This is a genomic window from Plantactinospora sp. BB1 (genome assembly GCF_003030385.1).
Lineage (GTDB): Bacteria > Actinomycetota > Actinomycetes > Mycobacteriales > Micromonosporaceae > Plantactinospora.
The window spans coordinates 588,837-606,870 of sequence record NZ_CP028159.1; the positions used below are offsets into that span (position 1 = coordinate 588,837).

The 18,034-nt window shown below is 69.2% G+C and carries 17 protein-coding genes and 1 tRNA gene; 9 read left to right on the forward strand and 9 right to left on the reverse strand.

Annotated features, from left to right (window positions below; all coding sequences use genetic code 11):
• Positions 1-131: 131 nt before the first annotated feature.
• Both C6W10_RS02480 and C6W10_RS02485 read right to left on the reverse strand, forming a co-directional pair.
• Positions 132-614, reverse strand: a complete 483-nt coding sequence (locus C6W10_RS02480) for an NADPH-dependent FMN reductase (protein WP_107256158.1) — start codon at positions 612-614, stop codon at positions 132-134.
• Between the two features lie 359 nt (positions 615-973).
• Entirely contained in the window at positions 974-1,378 is a 405-nt protein-coding gene (locus tag C6W10_RS02485) for a RidA family protein (protein WP_107256159.1), read from the reverse strand.
• Positions 1,379-1,532: 154 nt separating this feature from the next.
• Between C6W10_RS02485 and C6W10_RS02490 the strand changes: the two genes are divergently transcribed.
• Positions 1,533-1,619 (forward strand) — tRNA-Leu (locus tag C6W10_RS02490).
• 139 nt (positions 1,620-1,758) lie between these two features.
• On the opposite strand, the gene C6W10_RS02495 is transcribed toward C6W10_RS02490, so the two are convergent.
• Positions 1,759-2,625 carry a helix-turn-helix transcriptional regulator gene (locus C6W10_RS02495; protein ID WP_107256160.1) on the reverse strand — a complete coding sequence of 289 codons (867 nt, stop codon included), beginning with the start codon at positions 2,623-2,625 and terminating at the stop codon, positions 1,759-1,761.
• A gap of 101 nt (positions 2,626-2,726) precedes the next feature.
• On the opposite strand from C6W10_RS02495, the gene C6W10_RS02500 reads away from it, so the two are divergent.
• Entirely contained in the window at positions 2,727-3,659 is a 933-nt protein-coding gene (locus C6W10_RS02500) for an SDR family NAD(P)-dependent oxidoreductase (RefSeq protein WP_107256161.1), read from the forward strand.
• Positions 3,660-3,691: 32 nt separating this feature from the next.
• Here C6W10_RS02500 and C6W10_RS02505 read toward each other — a convergent pair whose 3' ends face one another.
• The gene (locus C6W10_RS02505) at positions 3,692-4,564 is read right to left on the reverse strand and encodes a helix-turn-helix domain-containing protein (RefSeq protein ID WP_107256162.1); all 873 of its coding nucleotides are present in this window, start codon (positions 4,562-4,564) and stop codon (positions 3,692-3,694) included.
• On the opposite strand from C6W10_RS02505, the gene C6W10_RS02510 reads away from it, so the two are divergent.
• From C6W10_RS02510 to C6W10_RS02525, 4 genes are all read left to right on the forward strand, one after another.
• Complete coding sequence (locus C6W10_RS02510; RefSeq protein WP_107256163.1) at positions 4,563-4,961, forward strand: hypothetical protein; 399 nt, start codon at positions 4,563-4,565, stop codon at positions 4,959-4,961. The two genes, C6W10_RS02505 and C6W10_RS02510, sit on opposite strands and share 2 nt — an antisense overlap.
• A 480-nt stretch (positions 4,962-5,441) precedes the next feature.
• The gene (locus C6W10_RS02515) at positions 5,442-5,900 is read left to right on the forward strand and encodes a (2Fe-2S)-binding protein (RefSeq protein ID WP_234361864.1); all 459 of its coding nucleotides are present in this window, start codon (positions 5,442-5,444) and stop codon (positions 5,898-5,900) included.
• On the forward strand, positions 5,897-6,880 hold the full coding sequence (locus C6W10_RS02520) for a xanthine dehydrogenase family protein subunit M (protein WP_107256164.1): 984 nt from the start codon (positions 5,897-5,899) through the stop codon (positions 6,878-6,880). The genes C6W10_RS02515 and C6W10_RS02520 overlap by 4 nt, the downstream gene beginning before the upstream one ends.
• A complete protein-coding gene (locus tag C6W10_RS02525) occupies positions 6,877-9,033 on the forward strand; it encodes a xanthine dehydrogenase family protein molybdopterin-binding subunit (protein ID WP_107256166.1) in 2,157 nt (718 codons plus the stop codon). Before C6W10_RS02520 ends, C6W10_RS02525 begins: the two co-directional genes overlap by 4 nt.
• 136 nt (positions 9,034-9,169) lie before the next feature.
• On the opposite strand, the gene C6W10_RS02530 is transcribed toward C6W10_RS02525, so the two are convergent.
• Positions 9,170-10,273: an alpha/beta hydrolase family protein gene (locus C6W10_RS02530; RefSeq protein ID WP_369937728.1), complete on the reverse strand. Its 1,104-nt coding sequence runs from the start codon at positions 10,271-10,273 to the stop codon at positions 9,170-9,172.
• A gap of 45 nt (positions 10,274-10,318) precedes the next feature.
• Positions 10,319-11,410 carry an SDR family NAD(P)-dependent oxidoreductase gene (locus tag C6W10_RS02535; protein ID WP_199853840.1) on the reverse strand — a complete coding sequence of 364 codons (1,092 nt, stop codon included), beginning with the start codon at positions 11,408-11,410 and terminating at the stop codon, positions 10,319-10,321.
• Here C6W10_RS02535 and C6W10_RS02540 point away from each other — a divergent pair.
• Positions 11,403-12,338: an AraC family transcriptional regulator gene (locus C6W10_RS02540; RefSeq protein ID WP_107256170.1), complete on the forward strand. Its 936-nt coding sequence runs from the start codon at positions 11,403-11,405 to the stop codon at positions 12,336-12,338. The genes C6W10_RS02535 and C6W10_RS02540 overlap by 8 nt on opposite strands.
• Before the next feature lie 104 nt (positions 12,339-12,442).
• Here the strand turns inward: C6W10_RS02540 and C6W10_RS02545 are convergent, their stop codons facing one another.
• The 3 genes from C6W10_RS02545 to C6W10_RS02555 form a co-directional block, all read right to left on the reverse strand.
• A complete protein-coding gene (locus C6W10_RS02545; protein ID WP_107256172.1) occupies positions 12,443-13,471 on the reverse strand; it encodes an aldo/keto reductase in 1,029 nt (342 codons plus the stop codon).
• A gap of 126 nt (positions 13,472-13,597) precedes the next feature.
• Positions 13,598-14,047, reverse strand: coding sequence for a nitroreductase/quinone reductase family protein (locus C6W10_RS02550; protein WP_199853841.1), 450 nt, complete (start codon positions 14,045-14,047; stop codon positions 13,598-13,600).
• A gap of 256 nt (positions 14,048-14,303) precedes the next feature.
• Entirely contained in the window at positions 14,304-15,215 is a 912-nt protein-coding gene (locus tag C6W10_RS02555) for an AraC family transcriptional regulator (protein ID WP_107256174.1), read from the reverse strand.
• A 1,214-nt stretch (positions 15,216-16,429) separates the two neighbouring features.
• On the opposite strand from C6W10_RS02555, the gene C6W10_RS37095 reads away from it, so the two are divergent.
• Positions 16,430-16,822 (forward strand): hypothetical protein, encoded by a 393-nt coding sequence (locus C6W10_RS37095; RefSeq protein ID WP_159104425.1) that lies wholly within the window; start codon positions 16,430-16,432, stop codon positions 16,820-16,822.
• Entirely contained in the window at positions 16,819-18,009 is a 1,191-nt protein-coding gene (locus C6W10_RS02570; protein WP_107256178.1) for an acyltransferase, read from the forward strand. The genes C6W10_RS37095 and C6W10_RS02570 overlap by 4 nt, the downstream gene beginning before the upstream one ends.
• Positions 18,010-18,034: the final 25 nt, after the last annotated feature.

Here is an 18,034-nt window from a genome sequence, read left to right on the forward strand (position 1 = left end):
ACGGCGGCGGGCTGCGCCAGGTCCGGACGGCGGCGGGCCGGTGCGTCACGCCCCGACGGCGGCTGGCCGGTCCGTCAGGCTCGGACGGCGGCGGGCCGGTCCGTCAGGCCCGACGGCGGCGGGCCGATGCGTCAGGCTCGGACGGGCAGCGTGGCCGCGTAGCCGGCGGCCAGATCCGGGTCGCCGAGCGCGGACTCCGGTACCGCCAGACCGGGGCGCACCTCGGCGCCGAGTTCGGCGAGCAGGCCGCGCAGGTGCCGCTCCGACTGGGCGGCCTGCTCCGGGTTGGCGCCGACGGTGATCGGCAGCGCGACCACTCCGGCGAGCCCCTGGTGTGGCAGCCGGTCGAGGAAGACCTTCAGCAGGCCGGTGTAACTGCCCTTGTAGGTCGGGCTGGCCACCACCAGGATCCGGGCGGCCCGCACCGTCGCCATCCCATCGGCCACGCCTGGGTCCTCGGGTAGCAACAGGGCCGGCCCGTACACCGCCAGGTCGACGACGACGGGTGGTGCCGCGCCCTCCCGCCGGGCTACCACCTCGCCGACCGAGGTGGCGAGTCCCTGGGTACGCGACCCGGGTCGCGGGTTGCCGGAGACGACGACGATCTCGCTCACGTGTTCCTCCGCCCAGCGCCGGTATCCGGCGCCCTCATCCCGGTCGCCGGGGTCAGCGGCCGTCCACCGTGGTGCTGCCTGACGTCGGACACGGCCGCCGGAGCGAGCCGACGTCCGGTGTGCGTGCGTCCGTTCGCCCGTCCAGTAAATCCTATCTACTCGATAGGTTGAAGGGGTTTCTAGTCTGTTGATTCTTCGGCACGCCGGCCACAGGGTTGCCGCCGGAGCGCTGGCGATCATGCCCGGCCGATCGGGTGACGAGCCGGCACGGTCGGTTGATCTTGTCGATCATGATCGAAGGTGCTTCGACCAGCACCGACAGTTGCAGTTCGCCAGAACACCCTCTCGCGTCCAGCGGATCACATCGGCAGGGCGGCGGTGACGTCGAGCTCCACCAACTGGTCCGGAAAGCCGAGCTGGGCCACCCCGAGCAGGGTACTGGCACTGGTGAACGCCGGAGCGAGCGAGGACGCCTGGAAGCGTCGCCAGACCTCGGCTAGCACGTCCCGGTCCGCGCTGACGACGTAGATCACCGTACGGACCACGTGCTCCGGTCCGGTGCCCACCGATCCGAGCGCGATCATGGTGTTGGCGGCGACCTGGTCCACCTGTGCGCCGAAGTCGCCCGGACCGACCAGCACACCTCCGGGACCCAGCGGACACTGTCCCGCCAGATAGGCGGTACGCCCGGCCGGGACGATCGTGACATGGTGGTAGCCCGGGGTGACATGCAGTCCGTCAGGGTTGCTGCGGGAGATCGTCATGGTGCCCAGTCTGCGGGGTAGAGCGCCCCGACGGCTCGGGGTATGCCGCTGTGCGTGATCTACCGGCGCCGTGTACAGTTGTCCCCCGTGCGGCACTGCGGATGGCCGACGGGCGAGATCATCGTTCCGACGGTCGCTCAGTGCCGTAATGCAGGTCCGGGTGGCGGAATGGCAGACGCGCTAGCTTGAGGTGCTAGTGCCCGTATAGGGCGTGGGGGTTCAAGTCCCCCCTCGGACACCAGTTCTGGTGGATTTCCACCAGGCATGAACCAGATTCGATTGCGTGCTGGCATCTGCCCTGGTTACGTACCGGATGGGCGCCCGACGGGCACGGCACGCCGATGTCGTTCCAGACGGGAGCCCCTCCCCGTATGGGTGGTTCACTCCCGGTGGCGGCGTTGATGCTGGTCGACGAGGGTCTGGGTGCCCAGGACGACGGCGAGGGCAAGGCGTTCGGCGTCCTCAGTGCCCGGCTCGGCGGTGTAGACGGTGATGCGGAGATCGTCGAGGGCGACCACGAGCGTGTCGCAGTCCAGGGTGATGCGTCCGACCGCCGGGTGGTCGACGACCTTGCGTCTGGACGGGTCGGACAGCGGCGAGGGCTGGGTGTCCCACAACTCGGCGAAGCGTGGGCTCTTGGCGGCCAGTTCGGCGATCAGCCGCCGCAGCGCGTGGTCACCGGGGTAGCGCGAGGCGGTCAGGCGCAGGTCGGCAACGAGCCGGGCCTCATGGTCGGCCTGCTCGACCGGGGTGTGCACGACTCGCGTCGGCAGGCCGGCAAGGTTGCGCCAGACGGCGTTGCGTTCCAGGCCGCCCCAGGTCGAGGTGTCGCCCATCAGCGCGTCGTAGGGCGCGTTGGCCAGCACCAGCGTCCAGCTCGCGTCGTAGACGACCACCGGGGTGTGTGCGAGCCGGTCGAGCAGCCGCCGCACGCTCGGGGTGACCCGCGACGGCACTACGTCCAGGCCGGGCGCGGCGTGCCCGGCCAACCGGTACAGCAGGTCACGTTCGGTGTCGGCCAAGCGCAAGGCCCGGGCCAGGGCCTCCACCACCTGCGCCGAGGGTGCGGTCGCGCGGCCCTGCTCGAGCCGGGTCAGGTAGTCGGTGGAGATGCCGGCGAGCGCGGCCACCTCCTCGCGGCGCAGGCCGCTGGCCCGGCGGCGCCGCCCGACCGGCACGCCGACGTTCTCCGGCGCGATCCGGTCGCGCCAGCGGCGCACCGTACGGCCGAACTCCCACGCTTCCACCCGTCCAGTCTGCGCGGCCCGAAGGAGGTTGTCCTGGCCCTGGCAGTCCTACGAAAACCGCACGACTGCCTGACGCCGCGCCGGACCCGCAACCTGGGACCATGACGTCCACCGAACCCGGAACCGTACTGATCACCGGCCCGACGCGTAACCTGGGCCGCCACACGACGCTCGCCCTAGCCGAGCGACGCGCCGACCTGCTGCTGGTCGGCCGCGCCGGGCCGAACCTGACCGCGATCGCAGCCGAGGCCCGCGCCCGCGGCGTGCGGGTCCGCGAGATCGGCTGCGACCTGTCGCGGCTGGCCGACGTCCGCGCCGCCGCGGCCACCGTACGCGACCTGCTCGCCTCCGGCACGGTACGCCCGCTGCGAGCGCTGGTCGCCAACGCCGGTGTCATGTCGGCTGACACCCGCCGGGTTTCCGCCGACGGCTACGAGATGACCTTCGCCGTCAACTACCTGGCGCACGCGCAGCTCATCGGGGACCTGCTCGACTCGTTCACCGCCCCGGCCCGGGTCGTGCTGGTCGGGTCGAACACCTACAGCGCCAACGTGTGGCGCCGGATGCTGCACGTGCCGCAGGCCAGCTGGGCCGACCCGGTCGAACTCGCCCGTCCCGCAGGCGGCGACACGAACCCGGGCATGACCGAGGCCGGGATCGCCTACTCCAACGCGAAGCTGGCGATCCTGTACTACGCCCACGAGTTGCAACGCCACGCTGGCGCCGGAATCAACGTCTCGGTGTTCGAGCCCGGCTGGATGCCCGGTACCGCGCTTGGCCGCGGCGCTCCCAAAGCGTTCCAGGCGATCGGCCGCGCCCTGGGCCGCGTTCCGGGTGTGTCGACGCCGCAGCGCTCGGGGCCACTGCTGGCCGCGATAGCAGTGGACGAGAAGTGGGCGCACCTGCGCGACGGCGCGTTCGTGGTGAAGACGAAGCCGACGGACGTGCAGCCGGTCGCCCTCGACCGCGTCCGGGAGCGGCGCCTGTGGGCGGCCACCGCAGAGCTGCTGGAACGGGCGGACGCGGCGCCATAGCGGGCGCACATGCCTGCTCCTCCTCGACGTCGTCATCGGACCGGCCGCCCCGGGTCGGGTTCCATCGACTGCGTACCGACGACGGTCAGCAGCGCCAGCTTGTCGGCGGCGTCGGTGCCGGCGGCCGGGGTGAACCAGAGCAGCCGCTGCCGGCCGTCCTCGCTGAACAGGTTGAGACAGTTGAGGTTGAGCAACCCGACCGTCGGGTGCAGGATCCGTTTGCGCTCATCCCGCCTGACCGCCACGTCGTGCTCGGCCCACAGCGCCGAGAACTCCGATGATCGCTGGAGCAGCTCGTCGATCAGGTGCGTCGCCTCGGCGTCGCTGGGACTGCGGCGCCCGACCGCTGCGCGCAGGTCAGCGACGAAGGAACGGGACTGTCGCGCGTGGTCCTCCTCCGAATAGACCTGCCTCGACCCGACGTCGACGAACCAGCGGTAGACGAAGCTGGCCGAGCGTCCCCGATGCACCGACAAGTCGCCGAGCAGCGCAACCGCGAGCGGGTTCTGGACCAGAACGGCGTGCAGGTCGGTGATCACCATGGCCGGTGTCGTCCCGATGCGCGTCAGCAGGTCGAGCATGCCCGGGTGCACGTGCGACGCCGTACCGCCCTGCGCGGGAATTGGGCGGTTGGCCAGGTGGTAGAGGTGGACGCGCTCGTCATGGCTGAGCCGCAGCGCGCGGGCGAGCGCGGCGAGCATCTGGTCGGACGGTTGGGAGCCGGCGCCGCGCTCGAGCTCTGTGTAGTACTCCACCGAGGCACCGGCCAGCACCGCGACCTCGTCGCGACGCAGCCCGGGAACCCGTCGCCGCGGTCCCGGCGACAGCCCCACGTCGGCGGGACGTACCCGGTCGCGGCGTGAGCGCAGGAAGGCGCCCAGTTCGGCGTATCTGGTCGTCGGCATGGGCCTAGCGTCCCCCGGCGGCAACGCATCGACCAAGGGGGATGTCATCCCCACCTTCGGCGCCGTCTGTCACCACCTGTGGCAGGGCCACGGGATTGACGGCATGACCCTGGCGCGGCGGTTCCTCGAGGCAGGCAACAACGTCATCGTCACGGTCGCCGCCTCGAGCAGTTCGAGCGGGTCGCCATCACACAGCCCGGCGAACCCGCCCGGTCCGATCCGGATGGTCTTCGTCGATGCTTACGGCCGCCGTCTGTGGCCGGGGTTCATCCGCCGTCTCGACGCCCCTCGACCGGCGGCGACTGCCGGGCATGGTGGCCTGGCCCGCGACCAGCACGTCTTGATCACACGGCCGCAGACGCCCGGCACGGCTGCTGGTTCGCACGCGGCGGGATGAACCTGGTCGCGACGGGAGCGAAGGAGGGGATGTCATCCCCTCCTTCGGGAGCAACTGTTACCGCCTGCGGCCACACCGCAGCGTTGACGGCATGACCGCAGCACAGACCAGTTCAGGCGGCACCAGCGCCTCGCCGTCGTCACGGGCGGTCTGCAAAGGAACGGTCGCCGTGCCGTCGCCCAGCGCCGTGGTGAACAACAGACCTCGTGATCGGCAACTCCGGCGGCGTCCGCCCGGTCCCGCTACGAAAGGCAGATCATGGAAACCTCCAGTGACGAGAATGCCTCAGCCCTGACAGACGGGGACGTCGGCCCGGAAAACGGGGACCTCAGCCGCCGCACGTTTCTGATGTCCGTCACGGCGGCCGCGGCGGGTATGGCGGGGGCGACAGCAGGACCCGTCGCGAGTCCGGCTGTCGCCGGAACATCGCACGCCACGGCCGCCCGGGCGTACACCGTCGCCGCCGGCGCGGCGGCCGAGATCACCCTGTCGGTCAACGGGCAGCGCCACGCGGTCACGGTGGAGCCGAGGGTGACCCTGCTGGACGCGCTGCGCGAACGCCTCCACATGACCGGCACGAAAAAGGGCTGTGACCGGGGCGAGTGCGGCGCCTGCACGGTGCTGTTGGGCGGTGCGCGGATCAAATCCTGCCTGACCCTGGCGGTCATGACGCAGGGCGCCGAGGTCACCACCGTGGAAGGACTGGCGCGAGGCGATGACCTGCACCCGGTACAGGAGGCATTCATCCGTCACGACGCGTTCCAGTGCGGTGCGTGCACTCCCGGTCAAATCATGTCCGCCGTGGCCTGTATCGACGAAGGCCACACAGGTTCCGAGGCCGAGATCCGGGAGTGGATGAGCGGAAACCTGTGCCGGTGCGCGGCTTACCAGAACATCGTCGCGGCTGTCGCCGACGCAGCAGAGGAGATCGGGCGGTGAGGGCATTCGGGTACACGGTCGCGGAAGATCCGGCCGACGCGGTACGGATCGCCGCCAGAACACCGAACTCGACGTTCATCGCCGGCGGCACCGACCTGCTCAACCTGATGCGGGACGGAGCGGAGGTTCACGACCACCTGGTGGATGTGAGCCAGCTGGGCATCAACCGGATCGCTCTCGACTCCCGGTGGCTGCGCGTTGGCGGCCTGGCCCGGATGCGGGAGGTCGCCGAGCATTCCGGGCTGAGGCGGGCGTTCCCGGTGGTGTCGGAGGCGCTGCTGGCCTCGGCTTCGCCACAGGTACGCAACATGGCCACGATCGGCGGGAACCTGCTGCAACGCACCAGGTGCGGGTACTTCCGTGACCCGGCCTCACCGTGCAACAAGCGTACTCCCGGCAGTGGCTGCCCGGCGATCAACGGGTACAGCCGCGGGCATGCGATTCTCGGTTGCAGTGACCACTGCATCGCTACGCATCCCTCCGATCTGGCGGTGGCGCTGACGGCGCTGGACGCGTGGGTGCGTCTGCTCGGCCCTGACGGAGCCCGGGCCGTCCCCATTTCCGACTTCTACCTCCTGCCCGGGTCGACCCCGGCGAAGGAGACGGTGATGCGCAGCGAAGACCTCATCACCGGGGTGGACGTCCCACGCACATCCCTGGCCACCCACTCGCGCTACCTGAAGCTGCGCGACCGGGCGACCTTCGAGTTCGCTGTGGTGTCCGTGGCGGCCGCGCTCCAGTTGCGAGGCGGTGTCGTGCAGGACGTGCGACTGGCGTTCGGCGGGATAGGCACGCGTCCGTGGCGGGATCCGCGCGTCGAGGCCGCGCTACAAGGCCGTCCGCTCACCGAGGCGGCGATCGACAACGCGGGCCGGGCCCTCGTCCGGGAGGCCAGGCCGTACGAGGACAACAGGTTCAAGGTCCAACTCGTTCAGCGGGCGCTGGCGAGCGTCCTCAGCGATCTCGGAGGCATGCGATGACCGAGCTGGTCGGTCAGGGCGTGGAGCGGGTGGACGGCCGGGTGAAGGTCACCGGCGCGGCCCGTTACGCCGCGGACAACGAGTTGACCGACGCGCTGCACGGGTTCATGGTGATGAGCACGATCGCCCGGGGGGAGATCCTCGAGATCGACACCCGTGCGGCGCTGGCCCACCCCGGAGTCGTGGCGGTCTACACCCACCGCGACATGCGGAGGTTCACGGTGCCGGCATTCCCGTACACCAAGGGCTTCGTGCCGATGCAGGATGCCCGCATCCACCACAACGGGCAGCCGGTCGCTTACGTGGTGGCCGAAACGCTGGAGCAGGCACAGGAGGCCGCCAATCTCGTGCGCGTGCGCTACCGCGCCGAGGAGGCCGTCGTACGGCTGGCAGACGCGATGGACGAAGCGTTCCTGCCGCCCGCGTTCCGTGAAAGGGAGAACGAGTACGTCCGCGGTGACGCCGAGGCAGCCCTCGGGCAGGCGCCGGTCCGGATCGAGGGGTCCTACAGCAGCCCGATGCAGCATCACAATCCGATCGAGCCCCACACCACCACCGCCGTCTGGAAGGACGACGAGCTGACTCTCTACGAGAGCGCACAGGGCGTCGTCTTCACCCGCATGATCGTGTCTCAAGCGTTCGGCATCACCGATCTGACCAAGGTCCGGGTGGTCTCGCCCTACCTCGGCGGAGGCTTCGGCGCCAAGGGGCCCGTCTATCCCCACACCCTGCTCACCGCGGAGGCGGCGAGGCTCGTCGGACGCCCGGTAAAGCTGGTGCTGTCCCGGGCGCAGATGTACACCTCGAACGGCCACCGTTCCGAGTTCAGTCGCCGGCTGCAGGTCGGCGCGACCCGGCAGGGTGTCCTGACCGCGATCGTCGACACCTCGACGCAGCAGTTGAGCCGTACCGAGAACGGGGTCTACAACTCCAGTGACTCCACGATCAACCTTTACACCTGCCCGAACGTCCACGTACGGCAGATGGGCGTCAAGCTGGATCTGCACACGTCCAGCTACATGCGCTCACCCGAGACGACTGCTCACTTCGCTCTTGAGACCGCCTTGGACGAGCTCAGCTACGAGGTCGGCATCGACCCCGTGGAGGTGCGGGTACGCAACCACACCACGACCGACCCGAGCGACCACCTGCTGGAGTGCTACCGGATGGGGGCCGAGGCGTTCGGCTGGGAGCGGCGCGATCCCCGGCCGGGGTCGATGAGGCTTGGCGACGAGTACGTGGGCTGGGGCATGGCTACCGAGTTCCACAGCTTCAACTCGATCGAGTCCTTCGCCTCGCTCACCGTCGGGCTGGACGGGCGGGCGACCCTGCGGACCGCGAGCCAGGAGATCGGCACCGGCACCTACACCGTGCTGACTCAGGTCGCTGCCGATGGGCTCGGCGTACCGCTCGGCCACGTCACGACGCTGCTCGGCGACACCGAGTTTCCCCGTGCGTCGATCTCGGCGGGTTCGTCCACGATGCCGAGCGTGGTCGGTCCGGTGGATCAGGCGGCGAGGACCGCGCGAGACACCGTGGTACGTCTCGCCGTCGCCGACCCCCATTCCGATCTGTATGGCGTGCCGGCCGAGGAGGTGGTCGTGGAGGACGGTCGGCTGTACGCCCGGGGCGACCGCCGTCGCCGTGACACCTTCCGTGGCATCATGCGTCGCCGTGGCAGCGTGCTCGAGGTACAGGGCGAAAGGCGGAACGTACCCGGACACACGTCTGGAGCAGTGTTCGTGGAGGTCCGGATACGCCCACGGATCGGCGCGTTGCGGGTGAGCCGCGTCGTGGCCGCCTACGACGTAGGGCGGGTGCTCAACCGCCGGACCGCGCGCGGACAGGTGATCGGCGGCGTGACATGGGGCCTGGGCTTCGCGCTGATGGAGCACACGGTGGTGGATCCTCACACGGCCCGGGTCGTCAACCCCAACCTGTCCGCCTATCTGGTCCCGGTCTGCGCCGATGTCCCGTCGGTGGAAGCCCTGTTCGTCGATCGCGCGGACGACAACCACAGACCATCCCTTGGCGCACGCGGCTTTGGTGAGACACCCGGAACAGGGGTGCCCGCGGCGATCGGCAACGCGATCTACCACGCCACCGGCCTCCGCCTCCGGGATGTCCCGTTCACCCGGGACAAACTCTTGTGACCGACCCTCATGTCGACGGAGTGGCCAGGTCTCCCGGTGGCCTGCTGACCCCGGACGTTCGCGCCGTTCCTGTCCATGCCTGCCTGTCACCCGCCTCACCACCCGCCGCCTCACGAACTGGCTCGGATCACTGGGCTTACCTGGAGTCGACCCGTCCGATCGGGTTGGCTCCGGTCGTCAGCGCGTCACGCGCCTGCTGCCAGGCCGGATCCCGGCGATCGAACGCGGTGCGCAGGTAGGCAGAGGTCAGCCGGCTGATCGCGGCGACCCGCTGCGGGTTCTCGTCCGTGGTCAGGACGGAGTCGTATCCGCAGATTCCACCGAGTTGATGCTCCCCGTCGAACACGGTGAGCAGCGACTTGGGACCCGGGGAGAGGAAGTACGCGTCCATCCGCCAGCGCGGGCCCAGGTCGGTGAAGGTGGTGGAGAGGTCCTTGTCGCCTGCGACGACGAGCGCGGGCGTCCGCATCGTGGAGAAATCTGGGGCGTTCAGGGCGGGGTAGAGCTCGGCCACCCGGTCGTGCAGCGCGTCGCCGCCGCGGCCGGGCGGGGCGATCATCACACCCGTTCTGATCCGGCGGTCGGCGAGGCTCACCTTCCGGCCGCCCCGAGACGGATCGTCGAACTGCATGCCCAGCAGCAGGGCGGCCGTGTGCCCGCCCAACGAGTGGCCCACCACGGCGACCTTGTCCCGGTCCAGGCGGCCGGCAAGCTGCGGCACGGCCTTCTCGATCACGTCGAGCTGATCCAGGATGCGCGACATGTCCTCGGCCCGCGCCCGCGCGTACAGGGGCGCGTCTGGGTCGTCGGCTTCACGCAGGCCGAGCGCCATCGCGTCCAGGTGAGTGGGCTGGATCACCACGAAGCCGTGCGAGGAGAAGTAGTCGACGATCGGACCGTAGCCGAGGTACGAGTTGAGGAAGTTCACCTGACCGTGGCCGTGGGCGAAGAGGATGACCGGCAGGTTGCGTCCGGTCACCGGGGCGGAGACCCGTACCTCCAGAGGCGCGGCACGGCCGGGCGCCGGCAGCGTTACCGGGCTGACGGAGATGATCCGACCGTGCCCGCCGGGATGACCGGCGCTGACCCGATCGGTGCCTACCGTCGCCTCGGCCGCATCGGCGCCGACCGCAGCTACGCCACCGACCGTGACCAGGCCCATCCCGGCGGACAGCACCGTACGCCGCGACATCCCGGCCGCCCCGCCGACGGAGTCGGCCGGACAACTCGATTCACTCATGATGGTGTTCCTTTCACAGTTCTGGGCCGCGATGTCGCGAGTCGGTCAGGCTCGAACGCCGGTCAGCGAGAGGCTGTCGTTCCACAGGTCGTCCGCGCGCACGGTGTCGTAGGACTCGTCCGACGAGCGGATGGCCGTGCGCCCGGCGAAGTACCGACCCGTGGTACCGGCCAGCTCCGGCGCGGTCGCGAGCCAGGCGAGCGCGCTGCCCGACTTCGACGCGGAGTAGATGTGCGGCGTCACCGCCCGGCGAATTAGCCACGTCAGGTGGGGCAGGACGTGCCGGGAGACGAACCGCACCGGGGCGGGCAGCGAACGTCCCAGACTCGTGCCCAGGACCATGCCGGGGTCGAAGGCGTTGGCGGTGACGCCGTCAGGCAGGCGACGGGCCAGGGCGTAGGTGAAGTAGATGTTTGCCAGTTTGGAGGTGCTGTAGCGGCGCTGACCGGCGATGAGCGCGTTGTCGCCGGCGGCCGACGGCGCGAGGATGCCGTGGGCCAGGGCTTCCGCGTTGCTCCACGCGGGGGCCGGGCCGACCTTCAGCGCGGCCGGGTCGTGGGTGCCGCTAGAGACCACGACAACGCGTGCGGGCGCCCGCAGCACCGGCAGCAGCTCGTTGACCAGCACGAAGTGGCCCAGGTGGTTGACGCCGAAGGCGGTTTCGAAGCCGTCGGCGGTCAGGGTCAGGCGGGTTCCCATCTGTACGCCGGCGTTGCACACCAGAGCGTGCACCCGAGGGATCCTGCCCGACTCCACGCGGGCGGTCAGCTCGGTGGCGAACGTCCGGACCGAGGCGAGCGCCGACAGATCCATCGCCATCGCCTCGACCGTGTTGCCCGCTGCGGCGCCGGCGCTCAGCGTCTCGACGGCGACCTGGCCCCGGACCGCGTCCCGGACCGGCAGCACCACGTGCCACGGCCCATTCTCCGACCTCAGGATCGCGGTGGCGGCTGCGAAGCCGATGCCGCTGCTTCCGCCGGTGATGACAATCGTCCGGGATCCGTCCACGAACTGATGTGACATTCGAACCAACTCCTCGGTCTGCCAACGCGGCGTGGTTCCAGTCTGCGAAACCGTGGCTGGACGCTGAATACTTGCCAGTCCACATTTGTTTCGCGAGAGTGTCAGGATGCGCAACGACCAGCTGTCCGAGGTGTTCGACCTCGTCGAGATCCGAGGTGTCGTGGCCGGCGGGTTCGCGGCGCGTGGCCCGTGGGTGGCGCGGTCGCCCTGCGTGGACTCGCTGAAGCTCATCGCCATGGTGTCCGGCCACGGCCGGCTGCTCACCGACGGCATCGACGAGCCGATCGAACTCGCGCCGGGCGACGTTGCCATCCTCACCAACCGGTCATGGCTGCAACAGGAGGGCGGCACCGGCACCGGACCACGCCGGCCGATCGGGCCCGAGGAGAACTTCACCGGCCTTACCGAGGCCGACCGCAGCACCGACGACATCGTCATCGGCACCGCCGTGGACATCAACCCGGCCGGCCGCGAGTTGCTACTGCGGACAATGCCGCCGGTGGGACACGTCCGGGCGTCGGCCGCGACCAGCATGCGTGGACTCCTGGACCAACTGTTCGACGAGATCGCCGGCAACCGCACCGGCTCCGCGTTCGCAATCCGGCAATACGCCCAGCTCCTCGTACTCTCAGCCCTCCGCGCCTACCTCGACCAGGCCGAGGTACCGCCCGGATGGCTCCGGGTGCTGACCGACGAACGGCTGCGCCCCGCCCTCGAACTCATGCACTCCGAGCCCGGAAAGCCGTGGGGCCTGGAGGACCTGGCGCGCGCCGCCGCGATGTCACGCTCCTCGTTCGCCCGGCATTTCCGGACGGTGGCCGGCGTCCCGCCGCTGACCTATCTCAGCCGCTACCGGATGCTCCTGGCCCAGCGGGCTCTGCGCGGCGCCGACGTGCGCGTCGGTTCCCTCGCGGTCGACCTGGGCTACGCCTCTGAGGCCGCATTCAGCACCGCATTCAAACGAGAGACCGGAGAATCGCCCCTGCGCTACCGGCACCGCGCACGCAACGAGCGCCCCATCCCCCACGGCGCGGCCGTCTAATCGATCACTCGGCGCACGGGTCACCATGCGCCGCTCGGCGGCAGGATCTCTCGCTCCGACATTGACAGCCAGTCGATGCTCCCGGCGCAACCGAAGCGGTCGTCTCAGGCCGCGGAACGCTCGGCGATCGGCCGGCGGCGCAGGTTCACGTTCGAGACGGCCGGCGGTGTGTAGGCCGCCTGGTTGGGGCCGGCGTCGGTACCGGGCGGGGCAATCTCGTCGATCCGGTCCAGGATCTCGTCGTCCAGGGTGACGTCGGCACCGGCGAGCAGGTCGTCGAGCTGTTCCATGGTTCGTGGGCCGAGGATCGCCGAGGTCACGCCCGGGTGGGCGATCGCGAACGCCATCGCGAGGTGGGCCATCGGCAGGCCGGCCTTCTCGGTGAGCGGAATGAGTTGTTCGACCACCTCGAGCTTCCGCTCGTCGCTGAAGTACTGCGGCGTATGGCCGGCCCGGTGGGTGTCGGTCTGCTTGCCCTTGCGGTGTCGGCCGGTGAGCAGCCCCTGGCCAAGCGGGCTCCACACCAAGGTGCCCATCCCGTAGCGCTGAGCGATCGGCAGGACCTCGCGTTCGATGCTCCGGTTGACGATGGAGTACGGCGGCTGCTCGGCGTGGAAGCGCTCCAGGCCGCGCCGCTCCGCGACCCACTGCGCCTCGACGATCTCCGAGGCCGGGAAGGTCGACGTGCCGATCGCGCGCACCTTGCCGCTGCGGATCAGGTCAGACAGCGCCGACAACGTCTCTTCGATGTCGACCGTCGGGTCAGGGCGGTGGATCTGGTAGAGGTCGAGGTAGTCGGTCTGCAGGCGGCGCAGGGAGTTCTCGACCGCGGTCATGATCCAGCGCCGTGAGTTGCCCCGGTGATTCGGGTCCTCGCCCATCGGGTAGTGCACCTTGCTGGCGAGCACGACGCCGTCGCGGCGGCCCTTGAGTGCCTTGCCGACGATCTCCTCGGACTCGCCCTGGGAGTACACGTCGGCGGTGTCGACGAAGTTGATTCCCGCGTCCAGCGCCCGGTGGATGATCCGGATCGAGTCGTCGTGGTCGGGGTTTCCCAGAGCACCGAACATCATGGTGCCGAGGGCATAGGGGCTGACCTGGATTCCGGTCCGGCCCAGTGAGCGGTATCTCATGGTTCTGTCTCCCGTGAGGGCGTGTGTTGAGTGGCCGGCGCCGGCGAACGGCGCGGCGGGAAAGAGCCTGACGCGCCGAGGCCGGGAACCCGACCAGAAGACGCGACCGATGTCTTGAGGCCCGGACTATCCGGACCGCGCTGAGGACGCCGTCCGCAGCTCCTCGTCGTCGAACACGATCTCGACCAGCGGGCTACGCGCGAACCAGTCGTCGAACTCCTGGCGCCGGGCGACCCGCGCGGCGATCTCGGGCCGGTTCTGGAGGTCGAGGATCGCGCTGATCACTCGCCGTCGGGTCGGCTCGTCGACAGGCACCGCGGTCGCGGGCAGGTCGGCTTTGACCCCGTGCTTGAGATGCACCATGAACCGCGGGTTGGCGCGCACGTTCGCGTACCAACTGCGGGGTCCGGGCATGCCGCTGAGGTACCAGCGACCGTCGACGCGGTGAAACCAGATCTCGATGCGGCGCGGAATGCCGGTGCGGGCGCCCAGCGTGGTGATGTCGATGGTGCGCTCAGCCGGGGAGGAGTCCGGTCCGATGGCGAGGGCTCGCGCGACGGCGTCATCCACGGTCACGGTCTCATCGGCCGTTCGTCGTCGAGGGGCACCTCGCCCCCGTCGTTTTCGGTCCGGCCCAGGGTGTGGTGATTCATGCTTCTCCCCTGGTGGGGGCTGAGTGTCTGCCGACCTTCATCCCTTGCCTCCTGTTCTGCCAGCACTGGTCCGGAATCCTGTGTCCGTTCCGGTCGTAATTCCAGCAAAACAAGGCCGCAAACTCCGTGCTAGCAGAATCGTCTCGGATAGTTGCACGATCCTCTTCGCGCCGGCGATTTCACGGCAACGCCGGCGCACCGGCGGCGGGGCCGGCTCCACCGCGAATGCGTGCCGCGTCGATGCTGGGCGGAACACCGAACAGGCGCCGATACTCGCGGCTGAACTGGGACGGATTGTCGTATCCGACGCGACTGCCCACGCCGGTGATGTCGTGGGGGTTGTTCGCCAGCAGCAATCTCGCCGACTGCAGGCGGATGTGTTTCTGGTACTGGATCGGGCTCATCGCCGTCACCGCGTGGAAGTTCCGGTGGAAGGCGGAGACACTCATCCCCGAGAGGTGGGCCAGTTCCTCGACACGGAACGGCCGGGCGTAGTTCTCCCGGATCCACCGCACCGCCCGCGTGATGTGGCTGAGGCCGCTGTCCACGAGGCCGAGCTGACGGACGAGGTCACCCTGTTCCCCGGTCATCAACCGCCAGAGGATCTCGCGCTTGAACAGCGGGACGAGCGCCTTCCGATCCCGGGGCTGGTCGAGCAGGCGCAGCAGCCGCACGACGGCGTCGAGCAACTCGTCCGGGGCGTCACTGACCGCGATTCCCGGCCGTGCGGTACCGGGGGAACCCGGCAGATCCCCCGGCCCGACCTCCAGCAGCAGCTCCGCGACGGCGGCAGGTTCCAGGGTCATCCCGAAACCGAGTGCGGGGTGACCCGGGCCCGCGTCGACAACGTGCCCCGTCACCGGGAGATCGACCGAGGCGACGAGGTACTGACCGACGCCGTACTCGTACATTCGGTCCGCCAGCGCGAGGCGCTTGCCGCCCTGGGCGATGATCGCCAGAACGGCGCCCGACATCGAAGTCACCGGAGAAGCGCCGGGGTCGATCTTGCAGATCCGGACGCCGTCGATCGCAGTGGTCAGATCGGGACGTACATGCCGTTCCAGCAGGTCGCGCAGCTCGTGCAGGGACATCTCACGAGTGGAACACAGAACTCGCGGCGATCGACCGGCAGGGAGGGGCTCGTGACGCAACGCTACGCTACGGTCCTGCGGCCGATCCGCGACTTTACGATGATTTCGTTTCTGGGGCCGTCTCGCGTGGGGTTACGGTATCGATCACCCTCGGAGGATCTTCGGTTGGGAGAGGTCCTGGTGCGGGTGCTCGTGTGTCCGTGGCGGCAGCGGTAGCCGGGTCGGCCGTGGACCCGGTGAGAGTCCATGATCCGGCCGCAGACGCCGCAGCCAGACGAGACCAGCCAGGAGGTAACGGCGAGGAGCGCCATCAGTGGGGGTAGGCGGCGCCCCCGGTGCGGGACCGCTTTCAGTACCGACTATTCGTTGATCTTGTCCAACGGACTGAGATTCGCTTGATCTCACCCTCTCGCTTGCCACCTGGCGCAAGCTACCTGGAGGGCAGCACGGGCGCAGTGGCCGGGAGGTGTCGCGGTAACAAAGTGGACTGGACTCGCGCTGCGGATCCGGCGTAGCATCCTGCTCCAGAGAGATCGTCAAGCGATCGCCGCTGGTGGATGTAGACAGCGGATCGGGGGACCAATGATCTATGCGCTGCCACCGCAACGTTACTCTTCCTGCGCTGCCATAGCGCCGCATCCCTGGGTTCTTACCCTGGTTCCCGAGGAGCGCTACCGAACAAGCCGGCAAGACTAGCGCCGATCTTCACGAGCCTATTGGCTGATGTCGGCCGGTGTGCGTCGACCTTGAACCGACCCTCTGGCCGCAGTGGCCTGGACTTGCCTCCTCACCTCCAAAATGGTCGGACGGCGACGCCAGCAAGACCGCTGGCGGCGTGTCCAAGGTCGGGAGCCGCGTCGCTGCCGTCGCTCGTCGGGCGAGGCGGCCGGCCCAGTCGCATCAATAGCACCTCCGGCCGTCATCTGCGACCAAGCCGCCACCACTGCGCCGGGGACGAGGAACGCCCTCGCGCTGCGGTTCACCGAGTCGAGCCGCGGCGTCCTGTGCTGGCTCAGCCTGCGAGCGGGCGGAACCAGCGGGTGGGAGAGACGACCGCCTACCTCCCTCCGCACGGCGGATACGTGCTGGCCGATCTCGATCCCCGGTGCGCCACTGCCTACAGCGGTTTGCCGACCACTGGAGCAGCAGGTCCTCAGAACGGCCCGATGCACCCGAGGCACCAGATGAGAGGGGTTTCGCGAACCGTGGTGACAGTGGATATCTCCGGTCGCTGCCAGTCACACACCGAGAGCCAGGAGGCTCGCGCAGCCAAGCCCTACCCGTACTCCATTCCCTTCGAGGGGCACGTCGCGGACGGGCTCCCGGCTGCTCGACGGCAATACGCCACTACACGACGAGCGGGAGCACAAGCTGGCGCGGGCGAGTTCATCCCGGTGCACAAGGTGAGTCCGGCGCGGCTGCGGGCGGCCATCGACAAGGTGAGCGACGGCCCTGCCTACCACGCGAAAGCGCAGCACCACAAACGCCGGATCGCGGAGTTGGACGGCGTGCGACGCGCGGCCGACATCGCGGAGGAGGCGTTCCGGACGCGCCGGCCGGTACGCAGACAGGAGATGTCCGAAACAACGGAGGGTGGCCGCGGATGACACAGCAGGCGGGACGTATGGCCCGGCAGCTGCCGACGCTCAACGGGTTGCGGGGGATCGCCGCGGTAACGGTCTTCTTCTCCCACACGACGTTGTTCGGCTTCTTCGCCGACGAGCGGGTCGACGACTGGTGGTACGCCGTTCTCAGCCGTACCGGATCTGCCGCGCTCGGCTTCTTCTTCATCCTCAGCGGTTTCGTCCTGACCTGGTCGGCTCCCGACCACGAGCCGAATCGCCGGTTCTGGCGCCGCCGGGCCGCCCGGATCCTGCCGAACCACCTGGTCGTCTGTGCCGTGTTCATCGTTCTTCTGGTGCTGGTACAAGGGGGCGCGCCGCTGTGGCCGACGCTGGCGAACGTCGCGCTGGTGCAGAGCTGGATTCCGAATGAGTTCATCTTCAACGGAGTCAATCCGCCGAGCTGGTCGCTGAGCTGTGAGATCTTCTTCTACGCATCGTTCCCGTGGCTGCTGGCCGGCATCCGAAGGCTCTCCGCTGCCTGGCTCTGGTCGATCGCGGGTGGCATTGTCGCCGCGATGCTTGTCGCACCCGCCGTCTCCACGACGTTCCTTCCGGACGAGCCGACGTACACCTACGCGGACGCGGCATTTCCGCAGTTCTGGTTCGTACAACAGTTCCCGTTGATGCGGATGCTGGACTTCGTCCTCGGGATCGTCATCGCCCAGCTCGTCATGCGGGGGCTGTGGTTCAGGCTGAGCCTGCCCGCCGCCGCACTTGTCACGCTGGCCTTCTACGGCGTTTCCGAGGTCGTGCCGCTGCTCTACTCGGTGGTCGCGGCGATGGTCATCCCGCTCGCGTTGCTGGTGGCTGCCGCGGCGCGGGCGGACGTCGAGGGGCACCGCTCACCGCTGCGCGGGCGGGTCGCCGGCTGGCTGGGCGACACGTCCTTCGCCTTCTACCTCATTCACATCCTGGTGTTGTACGGTGCCGCGAACATGTCTCCGAACGGCTTCGGTGTCGCCGCTGCGCTGGCCGTGATGGTCGGCGCCTACCTGGCGACGCTCGGCTTTGCATCGTTGCTTCACATCGGAGTGGAACGGCCGATGATGCGCCGGTTCGCCAGATCCCGGAAACCTGCCGCCGGCCCTCAGCCCGCCGCAGTGGCTACCGCTTCGCCTGCCATTGAGCCGATGCCCGTCGCGACGGGTGACGGGACCCGAGTCAGCTAGCGGCAGCCGGACGCCGGGCCGAACC